Genomic DNA, 15,936 nt, shown 5'->3' with positions numbered 1-15,936 from the left:
CATCGCAACATTAACACCTAATAATTCTAAAGTCGCAGGGCAGCCGTGCGTCCGGCTGCAAATCTAGCTCTGTGCCAGTTTTTCCAACGCCGCGCGATCAATCAGCCGGATGGTGCCGCGCGATTGTTCGATCCAGCCCCGACGCTGAAATTCCTGAAGCTGGCGCGAAATCACTTCACGGGCAGAGCCCAGTTCGACAGCCAGTTTCTGATGGGTTGCTGACACCGTATCATTGTCCCCTGCCAATTCGATCAGCTTGTGGGCCAGACGAATATCAAGCTTCTGGAACGCGATTTCTTCGATCACCATGAACAGGTCGGTGATGCGTTTGGAATAGGCAGTAAAAACGAACTGGCGGAACTCGATTGAGTCCGAGACAAGCTTGTCAAACACCTTGCGCGGGATCGCCACTGCGCGGGTTTCAGTTTCGGCAATCCCCTCTGCCGAGTAATCCTCGTAGGCCAGAAGGCAGGCCGTCGTCAGAACGCAGCTTTCACCCGCATGAACCCGATAAAGAACGATTTCACGACCGGTATCGGATGTCTGCTGCACACGCACTGTGCCATCGAGTAGCAACAACAGGTGCTCCGGCGATTTGCCCGGTCCGAAAATGACTGTATTGGCTGGAACGGTGACGATCTTGCTTTCTTCGACAAGGTAGGATCGGATGGCATCGGGCAAGCGTGACAGACCCGGAAACTGCTCGATCCAACTCAAAACCTTATCCCCCTTGAAAGCGTGGATTAAAACTACATCCCGTTCGATGTAAAAGTAAATTATCCCCGATGCAACTGTACTTTGGAATATCTACGAAAACGGGCAGCAAATTGCTGCCCGTGCTGTGAAAGTATGCAGCGATGCCGTGATGGCGCGATGAATGCGCCCTACTCGGTTTTCTGTGGCGGGATGTGCAGATTGCCCTTCCCGTCAATTTCCCAGAACGGATTAAACGCCACTTCCCACGCATGGCCATCCGGATCACGGAAATAACCGGAATACCCACCCCAAAAGACCTTCTCGGCAGGCTTCTGGATTTTGGCCCCGGCCTTCTCAGCCTCTGCCATCACCTGATCGACTTCTTCTTCGCTGCGCGCGTTATAAGCCAGCGTCAATCCGGCAAAGCTGGCACCTGTGTCGTCATCAAAGTGCCCGTCTTCCTTAAGCGCTTCGCGCCCGAACAGACCAAGGGCCAAACCGTTGGAGAGCTGGTAAAATACCACCTGCCCTTCAACCATTTCGGTCATCTGCCAACCAAGGCCACCTTCGTAAAAACGCCGCGACCGATCCAGATCCGCAACACCCAGAGTAATCAGCGAAACACGCTGTTCCATTTCACGCTCCTTGCTGTGCGCACCCGAAACCCGACTAAACTTAACACGCCAGATTTTCACCGCCGAGCATAGACTCGGCCCTATTCGCAATTTCGCAGCGCAACAGTGCCGCAATTTTATTGCGCGTAAATCGGTACCGGAATAAGTAAATAATAAGTTGACCTTACGTCAACAGATGCAATCAGGCGTTTTGCATAGTGCGATGCGACTTCGCTTTGAAAAAAGGTCAGTCTTTATTACCATTTCAAGGTCAGGCACAGGTCCCGCACACCAGACCTGACAGATAAATTAAAGGTCATACCGAAACACTGCACAAACACCCATATCAATAAAAGCAGTGCATTGGGCCCGAAATGACCCCGCATATCAGAGAGATCCCAGGGAGACCGGTCATGGCACAACAATTGGCGGCAGTCCAACTCGACGACAAATACACGCTTGAGGAAGGCCGGGTTTACCTTACAGGTATTCAGGCACTGGTCCGTTTGCCCCTGATGCAGCGCCAGCTAGATGCGCGCGCAGGGCTGAATACCGCCGGGTGCATTTCGGGTTATCGCGGATCGCCGCTGGGCGGACTTGATCAGCAACTATGGCGCGCCCAAAAATTCCTGACCAAGCAGCAGATCGAATTTCAGCCGGGCGTGAACGAAGACCTTGCCGCCACCGTCGTCTGGGGCAGTCAGCAGGTCAATATGTACAAGGACGCCAAATATGATGGCGTCTTTGGCATGTGGTATGGCAAGGGCCCGGGTGTTGACCGGTCCGGTGACGTTTTCAAACACGCCAACCATGCCGGCACGTCCAAGCATGGCGGCGTTCTGGTTCTGGCCGGTGATGACCACAGTTGCAAATCATCCACCCTGCCCCATCAGACCGAATATGCCTTTATCGATGCGCAGATCCCGGTTCTGAACCCGTCCGGTGTTCAGGACATTCTGGATTACGGCCTGCATGGATGGGCCATGAGCCGTTATTCCGGTTGCTGGGTGGCGATGAAAACCATTGCCGAAACGGTGGAAAGTTCAGCCGCGGCCGATGTCGCCCCGGATCGCATCACCCCCGTCATCCCGACCGACTTCCCCATGCCCGAGGGCGGCCTGCATATCCGTTGGCCCGACACGCCCAAGGAGCAGGAACATCGCCTGATGAAATACAAGCTCTATGCCGCACTGGCATATGCGCGGGCGAACAAGCTGAATAAAACGGTGATCGACAGCCCGAATGCGCGGCTTGGCATCATCACCACCGGCAAGGCCTATCTCGATGTCATGCAGGCATTCGATGACCTTGGCATTTCCGAAGAAGACGCCGCCAAGATCGGCATTCGCGTGCTTAAGGTCGGCATGAGCTGGCCGCTCAACCGCGAGGATGTCCGTGAATTCGCCCTTGGGCTTGAGGAAATCATCGTCGTCGAAGAAAAACGCGCGGTGATGGAAAATCAGGTCAAGGAACAGCTTTATAACTGGCGCGAAGATGTCCGCCCGACCGTGATCGGCAAGTTCGATGCAAAGGGCGAATGGATCCTGCCATCGATGGACGAACTGACCCCGGCTCGTGTTGCTGTGGTTCTGGCCGAACGGATCAAGCGGTTCTATGACAGCCCGGCCATTCATGAACGCATCGACTGGCTTGCCGAAAAAGAAAAGGAAATTGCCGAACCGCGCCCGGATGTTGCACGCATTCCGTGGTTCTGCCCGGGTTGCCCGCATAACAGTTCGACCAAGGTCCCCGAAGGCAGCCGTGCCATGGCCGGTATCGGGTGCCATTACATGGTCAACTGGATGGATCGATCCACCGAGACCTTTACCCATATGGGCGGCGAAGGGGCGACATGGATTGGACAGGCACCGTTCACCCATACCAAGCACGTTTTCCAGAACCTGGGTGATGGCACCTACTATCATTCAGGCTCCCTTGCCGTTCGGGCCGCCGTCGCATCGGGCGTGAACATCACCTATAAAATCCTGTTTAACGACGCGGTTGCCATGACTGGCGGACAGCCGGTTGACGGGCCACTGACAGTGCCGCAAATCACGCGCCAGATGTTTGACGAAGGTGCCAAACGCATCATTGTTTTGTCGGACGAGCCTGAAAAATATCCGATGGGCGCGGACTTTGCGCCGGGCGTTGATATCCGCCATCGCGATACGCTGGAAGACACCCAGAAAGAACTGCGTGAAATCGAAGGCGTTTCGATCCTGATCTTTGATCAGACCTGTGCGGCCGAAAAACGCCGCCGTCGCAAACGCAAACTGATGGTGGATCCGCCCAAACGCGTGTTTATCAATGATCTGGTCTGCGAAGGTTGCGGTGATTGTGGCGAACAATCCAACTGCCTTGCCGTCGTGCCGGTCGAGACCGAGTTTGGCCGCAAACGCGCGATTGACCAATCAGCCTGCAACAAGGATTTCTCCTGCCTCAAGGGCTTCTGCCCAAGCTTTGTCACCATCGAAGGCGGCGAGCTTCGCAAACCTGATGCCGCAGCAAAGGGTGATACCGGTACCGACGCAGTCTTTGCCAGCCTGCCACGCCCGACCCTGCCTGAAATTGACGAACCATGGTCGGTTCTTGTCACGGGTGTTGGCGGCACCGGCGTTGTCACCATCGGAGCACTCCTTGGAATGGCTGCCCACATCGAGGGCAAGGGTATTGTCGGCCTTGATATGGCGGGCTTGGCACAAAAAGGCGGCGCTGTTGTCAGCCACATCCGCTTTGCCAATGACCAAAACAAGCTGCATGCCGCACGCATTCCGGCCGGTGAAGCCAATGTGGTTCTGGGTTGTGACCTTCTGGTTGCGGCAAGCTATGAAGGGCTTGCCAAAATGCGTCGCAACTTTACCCAGGCTGTGATCAACACCCATGAAACCGTTACCGGTGCCTTCACCCATAACCCGGACTTTGAGCTTAAGACCAACGAGCACATGAAGGTCATCAGTGATGCCTGCGGATCTGATGCGGTTCATTTCGTGGAAGGCAGCGACATTGCGACCCGCCTGATGGGTAATTCGATTGCCACCAACCTGTTCATGCTGGGCGTTGCCTGGCAGCGCGGTCTGATCCCGATCAGTGAAGAGGCGCTTATGCAGGCGATTGAGCTTAATGGCGTGTCGATTGACATGAACAAGCAGTCCTTCCACTGGGGACGCCTTTATGCCCATGATCGCGACCGCGTCATCGCGGTTGTCGGCCCGAATGAGGCAGAAGCCCATCCGATTGCGACCGAGCTTTCCGATATCGTTGCCAAGCGCCGCGCCTTCCTGACCGATTATCAGAACGCGGCCTATGCCGATCGTTTCACCGACCTTGTTGATAAGGTTTCAGCGGCCGAGAAACGCCTTGGTGACGAAGATGATCTGGCCCGGACAGTGGCGAAATACTACTTCAAACTGCTGGCCTATAAGGACGAGTATGAGGTTGCCCGTCTTTACACCGATCCGGCGTTCATGAGGAAGGTCACCCAGACCTTTACCGGGGACTACAAGATCAACTTCCATCTTGCGCCGCCGTCGCTTGCCAATGCCGATCCCGAAAGCGGCAAGCCACAAAAGTCGGTTTACGGTCCGTGGATGATGTCGGCGTTCCGCGTGCTGGCGAAACTGAAGTTCCTGCGCGGCACCAAACTTGATCCGTTTGGCCGCAACCCGGAACGCAAGATCGAACGCCAGTTGATCACGGATTACGAGAAACTGGTAACCGAGGTCCTTGATGGCCTTAACCACGAAAATGCCCGCATCGCCAAGGCGTTGCTGGCCCTGCCCGAACACATCCGCGGTTACGGCCACGTCAAGGAACAACACATCGCCAAGGTCAAGGCTCGCGAAGCCGAACTGCTTGAACAGTTCCGCAACCCGCCAGAACATCTCAAGGCGGCGGAATAAGCCCAAAATCAAAAGGGCCGCATGATGCGGCCCTTTTTTTGTTACTCAGACAAAGCGCGGAAACCGGCTTTGGAATTCAGGCAGAATGCGCATCGCCCCTTCGCGCAAACTCTTAACAGACTTTTCCTGACGTTTGCGCTGGCGGTAATCCGCAATCATGTGATCGGTTGACTCAAAGCCGTCCTCGATCCCGCGATCAAGGTTTTCCCAAGTCCAGTCATAGTTGATGTGCGGGGAAACCGGGATTTCAACGATATCGATCTTGCGGCCACTTTCGGCGACTTCACGTTTGAAAGCTGCAACAGCGTCTTCGCTGGCCGATGCGGCAAACAGCATGATCAGGTTATTCAGTGCGTCATACAGGTTTTCAGGCTGACGCACCTGCTTAAGATCAAGAATACGGCTGACCCAGACCTCATCAACATCCGGATGCAGGCGCAAGAAATCAAAGAAGTTGACCGTATCAACAGTCGCCCCCTCGCAATAGGTATCGCCGTTGATTTCGACCGGCTCTTCGATAAATGGCAAGGCAGAACAGGCACACAGCGTCTGCGCGTTCATCTGTGGCAGGTCGTAGTGATCGGGTTTGTTGGTGAAAAGTTCAAGTCGCTGCTTGGAAAGATTATAGGCGTTGTGGAACATGGCCGGCTTGTCGGGCTGATACAGCCGATCAAAGTTCAGCCGGTCTAAGAACATGCTGTCGGGTGAATAGATCTTGGCCAGTCCCTTGGTCTGGGTCTGATAGATCGATCCGACCAGAAGACGTGACAGGGGATTTGCCGCCAGAAAACCGTTTAGCAAAACATCGTTGAAATTGTGCGGCGTCCAGTATTTCGGATTGCCCATGAAATGCTGCACATGTTCAACGGCCTCGCCGATGGCGTCTGGCACGATCAGCCCCTGATAGCTGTTAGGGTTAAAGAAGTAATTGAGTTTGTTGGTGAAATCAGAAAAGAAGTCCGGTGCAAAGGCCGATGCAATCGGGAACCGTTCATAGACACTTGCGGGCCGGAAAATTTTACGAAAGAAGGCGATGGTCTGGTCAAGTTCCTGACCCTCGTCGGCCTGATGCCAGGCAACCGAGAGCCAAGCGCCGATACAGGCAGACGACCAGATATCAAATTTTATATCCGGTTCCTGCTGCAGACGCTTAAGCACCCCGATGCTTAAGCCAACAGCAGGCCCGCCGCCTGACAGAAAGATAGCTCGTTTGATCTTTTCCACGTCGCGATCTCCTTGTTGAAAACCGAATGGTTCGGTCCAAACAACATGGCGCAAACGATAAAATGCCATCGCGTGCACCACCGCTCACCCCCAGGAGATACCAGTCCGTCTTTGCGGACCTGTAGATACAGCCATCATTATAATGATTTTAAGCCGCTACATTTGAGACAATTCTTCAATAGTGATGTGACAAAACACGCGATTACTTATACTTAGATATATTAAATCTATTGATTCATATACTAAATCGCACTTTTGATCAGAATGATGTTAAGTATTTTCTAAACTATATACCCGAAACACACCCCATTAACTTAACAAATATTTTACAAATCGATCCATTTTACTTGAAACACAAAAACCGCCCGAAGGCGGTTTTTGCTTTTTGGATATTATTACTTCTTAGTCGTAATAACCCACCATGAAAATCTTGCCGTCATGGGCTTTCACCCAGGTTTTCTTTTCGGCAAGCTTTTTGGTCTGCGGATGAGTCCAGGTGTAGTTGGACCAACCACCATCCGGCGATGCCTTTCCGGTTTCGACCATGTCACGAATGATGAACTTGCTGTTCACATCCTGAAGGTCCCAAAGACCCGGGTTGTTAACAAGCTTCGGGTTGATCGCATGTGTCAGGAACGTGCCTTTTTCGCCATCAGCAACAATGACGTAAAACTCGTCAAAGACGAATTCACCGGACTTGTCGTTGAACATATCAAAGGATTTCTCCTGCCCGACGTCGTCATAAAGGGCGATTGCCTTATCCACCAGATCCTTGGCAGTTGCTTCCTTATCCTGGGCCATGGCCGACGATACACTCAAAACCATCAGCAACGACGCCAGAGCCGCACCGAAAGAACGCAAAACCTTATTCATCCTGAATTTCCCTTGTTGATCATAGATAGATGTCGTGATTGACGATTGATTGGTTGAAACAAATGAACACAAAGGTCCGTCAGACGGCGCGCAGCCGTGCAACAAGACCATCAACCGAACTGCTTAGCCCTGCCATTTCGCGGCTAAGCTCAGCGGTTGCCTCGCCCACACTTCCCGCAGAATCACGGGTCGCCCGGGCAATGTCGCGCACATCACCAATGCCGCCTGACACGGTTTCCGCATAACCGGCAGCCTCGGTGATACTGGTGCTGATCTGGCCTGTCGCATTGCCTTGCTCCATGACAGATTCAGCCGTCAGTCTCAGAATTTCGTTGATACCCTGAACGCTTTCGACAATCGTTCGGATCGCCTCGACCGCCTGCCCGGTTTCGGCACGGACATTGGCAATTTCAGATGCAATTTCTTCGGTCGATTTCGCCGTCTGGCTCGCAAGGTTTTTGACCTCGTTGGCAACAACGGCGAACCCTTTGCCGGCCTCACCGGCACGGGCCGATTCAATCGTGGCATTAAGGGCCAGAAGGTTGGTCTGTTCGGCAATATTGCCAATCAGGGCAGCGACATCCTCGATACGGATGCTGGCTTCTTCAAGACGGCGGATTTTCTCATCCGCGTCGCGGGCCTGTTCGCTGGCTTCCTGTGCCTGTCGGCTACTTTTCTGGATTTCCTCGCTGATATTGGCAATCGCCGAAGCCAGGCCGGACGCCGCCTGGGCGATCTCGCCCATGTTGTGGCTGGATTTGCCGGATGCATCAAAGGCGTTCTCGCTCTGATGGTCGGTGCGTTCGGCATTGTCGAGAAGGGCCGATGCGGATGCGCCGATCTCCTCGATCGCGGCACTGACCGCTGTTGCTGTGCCCTGTACCGACGTTTCAATATCGCGCGCCAGTTCCTGCATGATCTGGCGTTTTTCCTCGACCGCGCGGGCTTCATCCTGCAGGCGCTGTTCTTCGGCGGCTTCAAGGCTTTCGGCGTTCTGGCGGAACACCTCAACCGCATCAGCCATCTTGCCCATCTCATCCTTGCGGACGGTATAGGGAACCGATATGTCGGTTTTGCCTTCGGCAATTTCGCGCATCACATGCGTCAGCTTCTTGACCGGCGCCCCGATCAGGCTTGCGATGACAAAACTGATCACTGCCATGGCGATCGATGCCGACACAGCCGCGATAATTGTCTGATCCTGTGCAGAACTGCCAACCGCCATGGCCGCACCGCTTGCACTGTCCATTCTGAGCTCTGCGGTTCCGCGCAGCTTGGAAAGAATGTCCATCAGTGCTTCATAGTCGGACTGTGCCGACCAGGAAAAGCTCAGCGCCCCGGTATAGTCGATGTCGAGCATGCCAAGGACCTGATTGACCTTGCCAAGATAGCCGTCAAAGCGTTCCTGCGCATCAACTGACATCTGGCGACCGGATTCCGGGAGACTTTCGTTTTCAAGCAACGTCACAAAGGACTGACGCGCTTCTTCGATCTGGGTTTCAAGATCCTGGGAAACGGCTTCCATCCGGTCGCCTTCAACACCGGCGGCAGACCAGGACAGCATGCGATAAAGGGTCTGGTGCACCCGGGTCACATTGCGATCAATCTCGCCAATATCCTTGACCTCGGGATATGCCTTGCTGACAGCGAATTCCAGACCATCAGAAAGTGACATGATGGCCCGCCCGCCAATCAGGCTGACAGCGATGATCGCAATAACCGCAATCACCGGCAAAATGGAAAGTTTGGTCCCGATATTCAGATTCGCAAAAGTCTTCATTCTTTGGATATCCAAAATTGACATTCACAGATGACATCAGGCGGCGTCGTTACTTGCCGCCAGAAGTTTGGCAACAGTCACGTCGCCGGTGGTATTTCGATATGCAGAAAGAACACTGTTGGCCGCGCGATTGCCGTCCTCGATGCTTTGATCGAGGTTTTCCCACGTCCAGTCGTAGCTGATGTTGGCTTCAACCGGGATTTCGATGCCCCGGATATCGCGCCCGCTTTCGGCGACCTTGCAAGTGAAGAGCTTGACGTCATCTTCGCTGGTGGTTGCCGCAAACAGCATCACCTGATCGTTCAGCGCGTCATAAAGATTTTCGGGTTGGCGGATCTGTTTGATGTCAAGGATGCGACTGCCCCACACCTCGTCGAAATCGGGGTTCAAGCGCACCCTTTTTAAGGCGCCGATGCGCAAACCAACTGCTGGTCCACCACCAGCCAAAGCGATCGCACGTTTCTTTTCCGCCATGTCGTCGTCCCCCGATGAAGGAACCGGGTATTACACCCAACACGGGCCAGTCGACACAAAGGTCAAAGACAGAAATCGAAAACTGCTCAGTCTGGCCCAAACGTTCTCGCAATGCTTATATTGCATCGCACAAACACAACCCTTAGACCAGTGCGCTTCGTCACACCTAAACCTATACGTTTTGATGCTATTCAGGTGTATATCTAAAGTTGAAATCTATATTTTTAATTAAATATCAATAGCTTAAGCACATTCATAAATATGAAATAATAACAGGAAACTATCCTTTCGAGAGCCTATCCCAATACATTTTCCTTTGAAGAAAACTTGTTTACTCGCCCTGCTGCGGTCTGTCCGAAGGAGATCAGGAGCTTTTTTCGACGCGCTGCAGAAAGCTTTTTTTCCGCACTTGCACGGATGATCGCAGCCTCGAACCGGTCGGCAACGATCAGCCCGACATCATCAGGAATCAGATCCTTGGGAAAGTGCATCGGAACTGCAAAAAAGAACCGGTCACAATAATCCAGATAGCTTTGCCATTTTTGGTCGACACGGAAATCCTCGACCGATGACTTGACCTCGACCGCCCAAAGCTCCCCTTTGGGGCCAAGCGCCAGCACATCAAGCCTGCGCCCATTGCCCAGACGAAGCTCCGTCAGGCAGGCCATTTCATGATGATATAACAGCCGACAGACACCTTCGGTGACCTCGGCGGTGATTTCGGGGCGGGATGCGGTTGTCATGTGCCAAGATTACAAAAGCAAAAGCCCGCTTGAAAGCGGGCTTTTGGTAATCTCGGCAGGTCTGCTGACAGGATGGTGTCAGCTCATACCCAGCGCACGTTTGTAGACTTCCAGGATTTCTTCCTGTTCGGTGCGCTCGTGGTCTTCCATTTTGCGCAGACGAATAATCTGGCGCAGGATTTTCACGTCATAGCCAAGCGCCTTGGCTTCGCCATAGACTTCCTTGATGTCAGCCATCAGGTTGGCTTTTTCTTCTTCAAGACGTTCGATACGCTCGACATAACTCGCAAGCTGATCGGCTGCGATACCACCGACTTCGGTCATCAATTCTTCTCCGATGATGGATTGCACAGCGGATATCCGATGCGCGGAATTCAAAGGGCCCAAACCCGTTTCGGCGCGACGATACTCAATGCACCGTTCGCTGACAAGCCCGTTAGGTGTCCGATCTTGCGTTGGGATACGTCCGTTCAATCAGCACATCAGCAACCGCGATCAATGCGTCCTTTGGCGAGGCGCCGAGTTCGATTGCTGCGTCATATATTTCGCGCTGTCTGCGCGCACTGGTGCCGCGTTTTATGATGGTGCGCGCATGTTCGACTTCATCAACACAACCAAAGAATTCGGCGTCGGGTCGGATCAGCTCCAAGATTTCTTCAAGCAGATCTGCGTAGGGCACGATTTCACCCCGGCCAAAGTCGATCAGCCCAGCCTTTTCACCCGGATCGCTGCCGTAACGGCATGCCCGCCAGCGGTTTTCACGCACCAGCATGTTGGCATAAATCCGCCAACGTTGATTGTTGCGCCTCAAACGATACAGCATCCGCATCAGGCATCGCGTAATCGATGCAACACAGACCGCGTCTTCCAGATCGGTACAAACATCGGCGATCCGCATTTCAAGCGTCGGCCAACGATCAGAGGGCCGCAAATCCCACCAAAGCTTTGTACCATCCTCGATCACACCGGCATTGATCAGCATATCGACATGGCGGCGATATTCTGCCCACGAGCCAAATACTTCCGGAAGGCCGGTGCGCGGCAGGTTATCGAACACAGACAAACGAAATGTCTGAAGTCCGGTTTCCTTGCCGCGCCAGAACGGCGAGCTGGTGGTGAGTGCAAGAAGATGGGGCAAAAAATAGCTCGCCTGCGCCATCAGTTCGATGCGCAGATCGTCATCCTCGATCCCGACATGGACATGCATGCCGCAAATCAGCAAACGGTCGACCACCGTGCGCAGATCGCGCGCGATGGTGTTGTACCGTTCGCCATCGGTATGCTTCTGATCGTCCCATTGGGCAAAGGGATGGGTCGATGCCGCCAGCAGCGCAATATCGTATTTCGCCGCCACCTCGGAAAGCGTGCTGCGCATTTCAATAAGCTGCTCGCGCGCCTCAAGTGCGCTGTTGCAAACCTTGCTTCCGGTTTCGACCTGACAGCGCATGAACTCGCTTGAAACCTGATCGCCAAGCTTTGCCTTGGCGTCCTTCAGGAATTCGGCAGGCGGGTCTTTGGCAAGATCGCGGGTTTCACGATCCACGAGCCAGAATTCTTCTTCTATGCCGATGGAAAATCCCGGCTCGCGCGCGTTGGCCCCTGCCAAATCAGTCTCTCCTGATCTTGTATAGGTTCGGATCCGCAAGGATGTCGGCAAAGGCATCGCCAAGGATTTTTGCCCATTTTTCACATCCCGCATCAGTATCAATCAGATCCTGACGGATTTCAATCGACACACAGGGAAGACCAGCCGCCTCGCCGTGATGGTCAATCGTGTAATCGGCCAAATGACGCCCGGAATAAGGTTCGTTATCGCCGATGGTCAAATCCGGGTTTTGCGCCCGAAGAGTCTCAAGCAACGGCACCGGAATGCGATCATCCTGATCCCACAAAACACCGATTTCCCACGGGCGTTCAAAGCCCTGAAACACGGGTGTAAAACTGTGAATGGCGATCAGCGCCGGGGCAATTTTATGGGCGTGGAAATTGGCAATCTGCTCTTCGATCGCCCAGTGATAAGGCAGGAAAATCTCGCGGATGCGCTGCATATGTTCGCTGGGCGAGACGTTCTTGTTGCCCGGCACCACGGTCTGATCGGCGATTTCCGGCATCCCGGTCGGATCCCAAAGCTGGCGATTGCAATCAATGACAAGGCGGGAAAATCCGCCCAAAACTGCGCGGCAATCAAACCGTTCGACCAGAATTTCGGTCACCTTGCGCGCACCGATATCCCAACCGATATGGCGTTTGCGCTCTTCCTCAGGCAGGCCAAGCGTGCCAAGGCTTTTGGGGATTTCCCGGGACGCGTGGTCACAGACAAAAAGCGAATGACCCTTGCCGTTTTCGTTCAATACCTCAAACGGGGCGGGATCATCATGGCCCAAAAGGGTCCCGGCTTGGTTCGGCACGCGAGTTCTCCTGAAATCTGGTGGTCTTTGGGTATCTGCAAGGTCCGATGGCGGCATCCCTCGGTATCACTGCCGCCGAAGCGCCAGTGAAAGTGGGGCGGATACGCCACTCATCCCATGTTGAACTATCAATTTATCCCTACCGAAACAAGATTGCACTGCAATAAGCGCGAGTGGTGCATATCGACACTTTGCGTCGCCGCCAAACATCCCGTAAACTGGTATGACCATTGCGCAAACCAATGTCGACATCGCTGCATTGGCGGAGAAAAACACGATTGGAGACAACCCAACATGCCGTCTGCCAAGACGCTTCAGGCACAAGACGACGCGGAAACCAGGCGTCCTAAAAGGATTGCGGATCAGGTTGCCGATCAAATTCTTGAAAAAATCTCGGATGGCATTTTTCTGCCCGGTGATCGCCTGCCCGGCGAACGCCAGCTTGCCGAAAGCATGTCGGTCAGCCGCGTGTCGGTGCGCGCCGCCCTGCAAAAGCTTAAGACCCGCGGGTACTTGCGCGCGGTTCAGGGTGGCGGCACGGAAATCCTGTCATCCACCGGGATCGACATGGACACTGCAATGACCGATCTGGTGCGCGATTCGATCAGTAATCTGCGCGATCTTCAGGAAATTCGCTGCACACTTGAAACGTGGGCCGCACGGCGGGCTGCGATCAACGCCAGTGACGAGGATATCAAACTTCTGCGCATGGCCTATCGTCAGGCCCATGACCCACGGCGGGCCGCCAAATATCGCGCGGACGATGACCACCGCCTGCACATGATGATCGGGCGGGCGACGGGGTCGATCATCTACTATCACGTGATGAAAATGCTGCATGATGTGTTGCAGGCAGCACTCAATGAAATCCGCTTCAATGGCATGGTCGGTCCGACCTTTGATCGCATGGTGCAGGAACATCACCGCGACATTATCGAAGCCATCGCGGCCCACGACCCGGACGCCGCCGAAAAGGCGATGTCCAACCATCTTCAGGCCGTGATCGATTTCTTCAAGACCGCATCTGACAAGCAGGCGACCTAAAAACCCGGACCAAACCGGACACAATCCAATCAGGGAAACCCGATATGACGACTTCGCGCGAAAAACTTCTGGCTTTGATGGATGCGGCGCTAAAGGCCGCCGACCCCGGGGTTCAGATCCCGCGCAATCTGCCCGAACCGCCAAAGGGCAAAACCATCGTCATTGGTGCGGGCAAGGCATCGGCCAATATGGCGCGTGCGTTCGAGAAAGCCTGGAAAGGTAACGTCGAAGGTCTGGTTGTGACCCGCTATGGCCATGCGGTTGAATGCGATCAGATCGAAATTGTCGAGGCATCCCACCCGGTCCCCGATGCTGCGGGTGAAAAGGCGGCCAAACGCATCCTTGATATTGTTTCTGAAGCCGGCCCTGATGATCTGGTGGTCTGCATGATTTCCGGGGGTGGTTCAGCCCTTCTGGCCCTGCCCGGTCCGGGTTTGACCCTTGAAGACAAACAGGCCATCAGCAAGGCGCTTTTGCGCAGCGGTGCGACGATCTCGGAAATGAACTGCGTGCGCAAACACCTGTCCGCCATCAAGGGTGGCCGGCTGGCCAAGGCATCGGCACCGGCGCGCATGGTGACCTATCTTGTATCTGATGTGCCGGGTGATGATCCGGCGATCATTGCATCCGGGCCGACGGTGTCTGATCCGACGACCGGACAGGATGCACTTGATATCATCCGACATTATCAGATCGATATCCCGCAAGCCGCCAAGGACCTTCTGCAAAGTGCAGAGGACGAGACAATCAAACCCGATGATCCCTGCTTTGACGGCCATGAAACCATCATGCTGGCCCGCCCGCAGGATAGCCTCGAGGCCGCAGCATCGGTTGCACGTGATATGGGGCTTAATGCCGTCATCCTTGGTGATGCCATCGAGGGTGAGGCACGCGAAGTCGCCATCGTTCACGCCGGGATCGCCCATCAGGTTGCCAATCATGGCCAACCGGCGACAAAGCCCTGTGTCCTGCTGTCGGGCGGTGAAACGACCGTCACCGTGCGCGGCAAGGGTGGCCGCGGTGGTCGCAATAGCGAGTTCTTGCTGTCACTTTTGCTGCAACTTCGTGATCAGCCGGGTTTCACGGCACTGGCAATTGATACCGATGGCATTGATGGCAGCGAGGACAACGCCGGGGCAATCATTGACGCCAAAAGTTGGCAAACCGCCCAGAAGGCCGGTATCGACCTTCGCGAATATCTGGCCAACAACGATGCCTATAGCGCGTTTGCCAAGATCGATGATCTTCTGGTAACCGGCCCGACCCTGACCAATGTGAATGATTTTCGTGCCATCCTGATCGAATAAATCCGGGGGATCAGGCGCCGGGTTTTGGCATCCATGGCCGGACCCAGCCAAGCCCGTCTTCGGTCTTGCCGTGCGGCTTGTATTCGCAGCCGATCCAACCTTCATAGCCAATGCGATCCAGCATATAGAACAGGAAGGGGTAATTCAGTTCCCCGCTGTCGGGTTCATGCCGTCCCGGCGCTCCCGCGACCTGCACATGGGCGATGCTGTCGATATGCTTGTCCAATCTTGCGGCGATGTTCCCGCCAACAATCTGGGCATGATAAATATCGAACTGCAGTTTCAGGCGCGGGTGATCAAGCTGTTCAAGGATCACGGCCGCCTGTTCGATGGAATTAAGCAGATAGCCCGGCATATCGAGCGGATTGATCGGCTCGATCAGGATATCGACGCCGGCCTGATCGGCAAGGTCCGCAGCATAAAGCAGATTGTCGCAATAAAGCCGTGCAAGTTCGCCGGGATCTTCACCCTTGCCCATCAGCCCCGCCATGCAATGGAGCATCTTGCAATCGGTTGCCGCCGCGTAATCAAGCGCCTGCACGACAGAGTCGCGAAAAGCTTCCTCCCGCCCGGGACGACAGGCTAGACCGCGGTCACCCGCCTCCCAGTTACCGGCGGGCAGGTTAAACAAAACCTGTTCCAGACCGTTGTCATTCAAAAGCGATTTGACGGTCGATAACGGCATGTCATAGGCGCCGATATATTCCACTCCGACAAAGCCGGCATCTGCCGCCGCGGCGAACCGTTTTTCAAACGGCAAGTCGGCAAACAGAAACGAAAGGTTGGCGGCAAAGCGGGGCATGGGTCACCTGATGGGAGTTGCTGAAAACGCGTCGATGGTTTCGCATCCACACAATGAGGTCAACGATATTCG

14 protein-coding genes are annotated in these 15,936 nt (G+C 54.5%); 3 read left to right on the top strand and 11 right to left on the bottom strand.

What is annotated here, in order from left to right; all coding sequences use genetic code 11:
* Positions 1 to 63 precede the first annotated feature (63 nt).
* Both FHI25_RS08480 and FHI25_RS08475 read right to left on the bottom strand, forming a co-directional pair.
* Positions 64 to 717: a Crp/Fnr family transcriptional regulator gene (locus FHI25_RS08480; protein WP_210516787.1), complete on the bottom strand. Its 654-nt coding sequence runs from the start codon at positions 715 to 717 to the stop codon at positions 64 to 66.
* Between the two features lie 167 nt (positions 718 to 884).
* Positions 885 to 1,331 carry a VOC family protein gene (locus FHI25_RS08475; protein WP_210516784.1) on the bottom strand — a complete coding sequence of 149 codons (447 nt, stop codon included), beginning with the start codon at positions 1,329 to 1,331 and terminating at the stop codon, positions 885 to 887.
* Positions 1,332 to 1,723: 392 nt separating this feature from the next.
* Between FHI25_RS08475 and FHI25_RS08470 the strand changes: the two genes are divergently transcribed.
* The gene (locus FHI25_RS08470; protein WP_210516782.1) at positions 1,724 to 5,209 is read left to right on the top strand and encodes an indolepyruvate ferredoxin oxidoreductase family protein; all 3,486 of its coding nucleotides are present in this window, start codon (positions 1,724 to 1,726) and stop codon (positions 5,207 to 5,209) included.
* Positions 5,210 to 5,254: 45 nt separating this feature from the next.
* Here FHI25_RS08470 and FHI25_RS08465 read toward each other — a convergent pair whose 3' ends face one another.
* From FHI25_RS08465 to FHI25_RS08430, 8 genes are all read right to left on the bottom strand, one after another.
* Positions 5,255 to 6,433, bottom strand: a complete 1,179-nt coding sequence (locus FHI25_RS08465; RefSeq protein WP_040824236.1) for a patatin-like phospholipase family protein — start codon at positions 6,431 to 6,433, stop codon at positions 5,255 to 5,257.
* 402 nt (positions 6,434 to 6,835) lie between these two features.
* Entirely contained in the window at positions 6,836 to 7,306 is a 471-nt protein-coding gene (locus tag FHI25_RS08460; protein WP_008891347.1) for a cache domain-containing protein, read from the bottom strand.
* A 79-nt stretch (positions 7,307 to 7,385) separates the two neighbouring features.
* Positions 7,386 to 9,086, bottom strand: a complete 1,701-nt coding sequence (locus tag FHI25_RS08455; RefSeq protein WP_210516775.1) for a HAMP domain-containing methyl-accepting chemotaxis protein — start codon at positions 9,084 to 9,086, stop codon at positions 7,386 to 7,388.
* Between the two features lie 36 nt (positions 9,087 to 9,122).
* The gene (locus FHI25_RS08450; protein WP_210516772.1) at positions 9,123 to 9,560 is read right to left on the bottom strand and encodes a hypothetical protein; all 438 of its coding nucleotides are present in this window, start codon (positions 9,558 to 9,560) and stop codon (positions 9,123 to 9,125) included.
* Positions 9,561 to 9,856: 296 nt separating this feature from the next.
* Entirely contained in the window at positions 9,857 to 10,303 is a 447-nt protein-coding gene (locus FHI25_RS08445) for an MmcB family DNA repair protein (protein WP_064780616.1), read from the bottom strand.
* A gap of 78 nt (positions 10,304 to 10,381) precedes the next feature.
* Positions 10,382 to 10,627 (bottom strand): DUF2312 domain-containing protein, encoded by a 246-nt coding sequence (locus FHI25_RS08440; RefSeq protein WP_007090950.1) that lies wholly within the window; start codon positions 10,625 to 10,627, stop codon positions 10,382 to 10,384.
* Between the two features lie 112 nt (positions 10,628 to 10,739).
* The gene (locus tag FHI25_RS08435) at positions 10,740 to 11,909 is read right to left on the bottom strand and encodes a carboxylate-amine ligase (protein ID WP_210516770.1); all 1,170 of its coding nucleotides are present in this window, start codon (positions 11,907 to 11,909) and stop codon (positions 10,740 to 10,742) included.
* Between the two features lies 1 nt (position 11,910).
* Positions 11,911 to 12,711 (bottom strand): N-formylglutamate amidohydrolase, encoded by an 801-nt coding sequence (locus FHI25_RS08430; protein ID WP_064790113.1) that lies wholly within the window; start codon positions 12,709 to 12,711, stop codon positions 11,911 to 11,913.
* A gap of 294 nt (positions 12,712 to 13,005) precedes the next feature.
* Between FHI25_RS08430 and FHI25_RS08425 the strand changes: the two genes are divergently transcribed.
* Together FHI25_RS08425 and FHI25_RS08420 are read left to right on the top strand one after the other, a co-directional pair.
* A complete protein-coding gene (locus tag FHI25_RS08425; protein ID WP_064780615.1) occupies positions 13,006 to 13,755 on the top strand; it encodes a FadR/GntR family transcriptional regulator in 750 nt (249 codons plus the stop codon).
* Between the two features lie 44 nt (positions 13,756 to 13,799).
* Positions 13,800 to 15,062, top strand: a complete 1,263-nt coding sequence (locus tag FHI25_RS08420) for a glycerate kinase (protein WP_210516768.1) — start codon at positions 13,800 to 13,802, stop codon at positions 15,060 to 15,062.
* 10 nt (positions 15,063 to 15,072) lie between these two features.
* On the opposite strand, the gene otnI is transcribed toward FHI25_RS08420, so the two are convergent.
* A complete protein-coding gene (gene otnI / locus FHI25_RS08415; protein ID WP_210516766.1) occupies positions 15,073 to 15,864 on the bottom strand; it encodes a 2-oxo-tetronate isomerase in 792 nt (263 codons plus the stop codon).
* Positions 15,865 to 15,936 lie beyond the last annotated feature (72 nt).

This window comes from Thalassospira sp. ER-Se-21-Dark (assembly GCF_017922435.1).
Classification (GTDB): domain Bacteria; phylum Pseudomonadota; class Alphaproteobacteria; order Rhodospirillales; family Thalassospiraceae; genus Thalassospira.
This window is presented reverse-complemented; position numbering and strand designations above follow the sequence as displayed.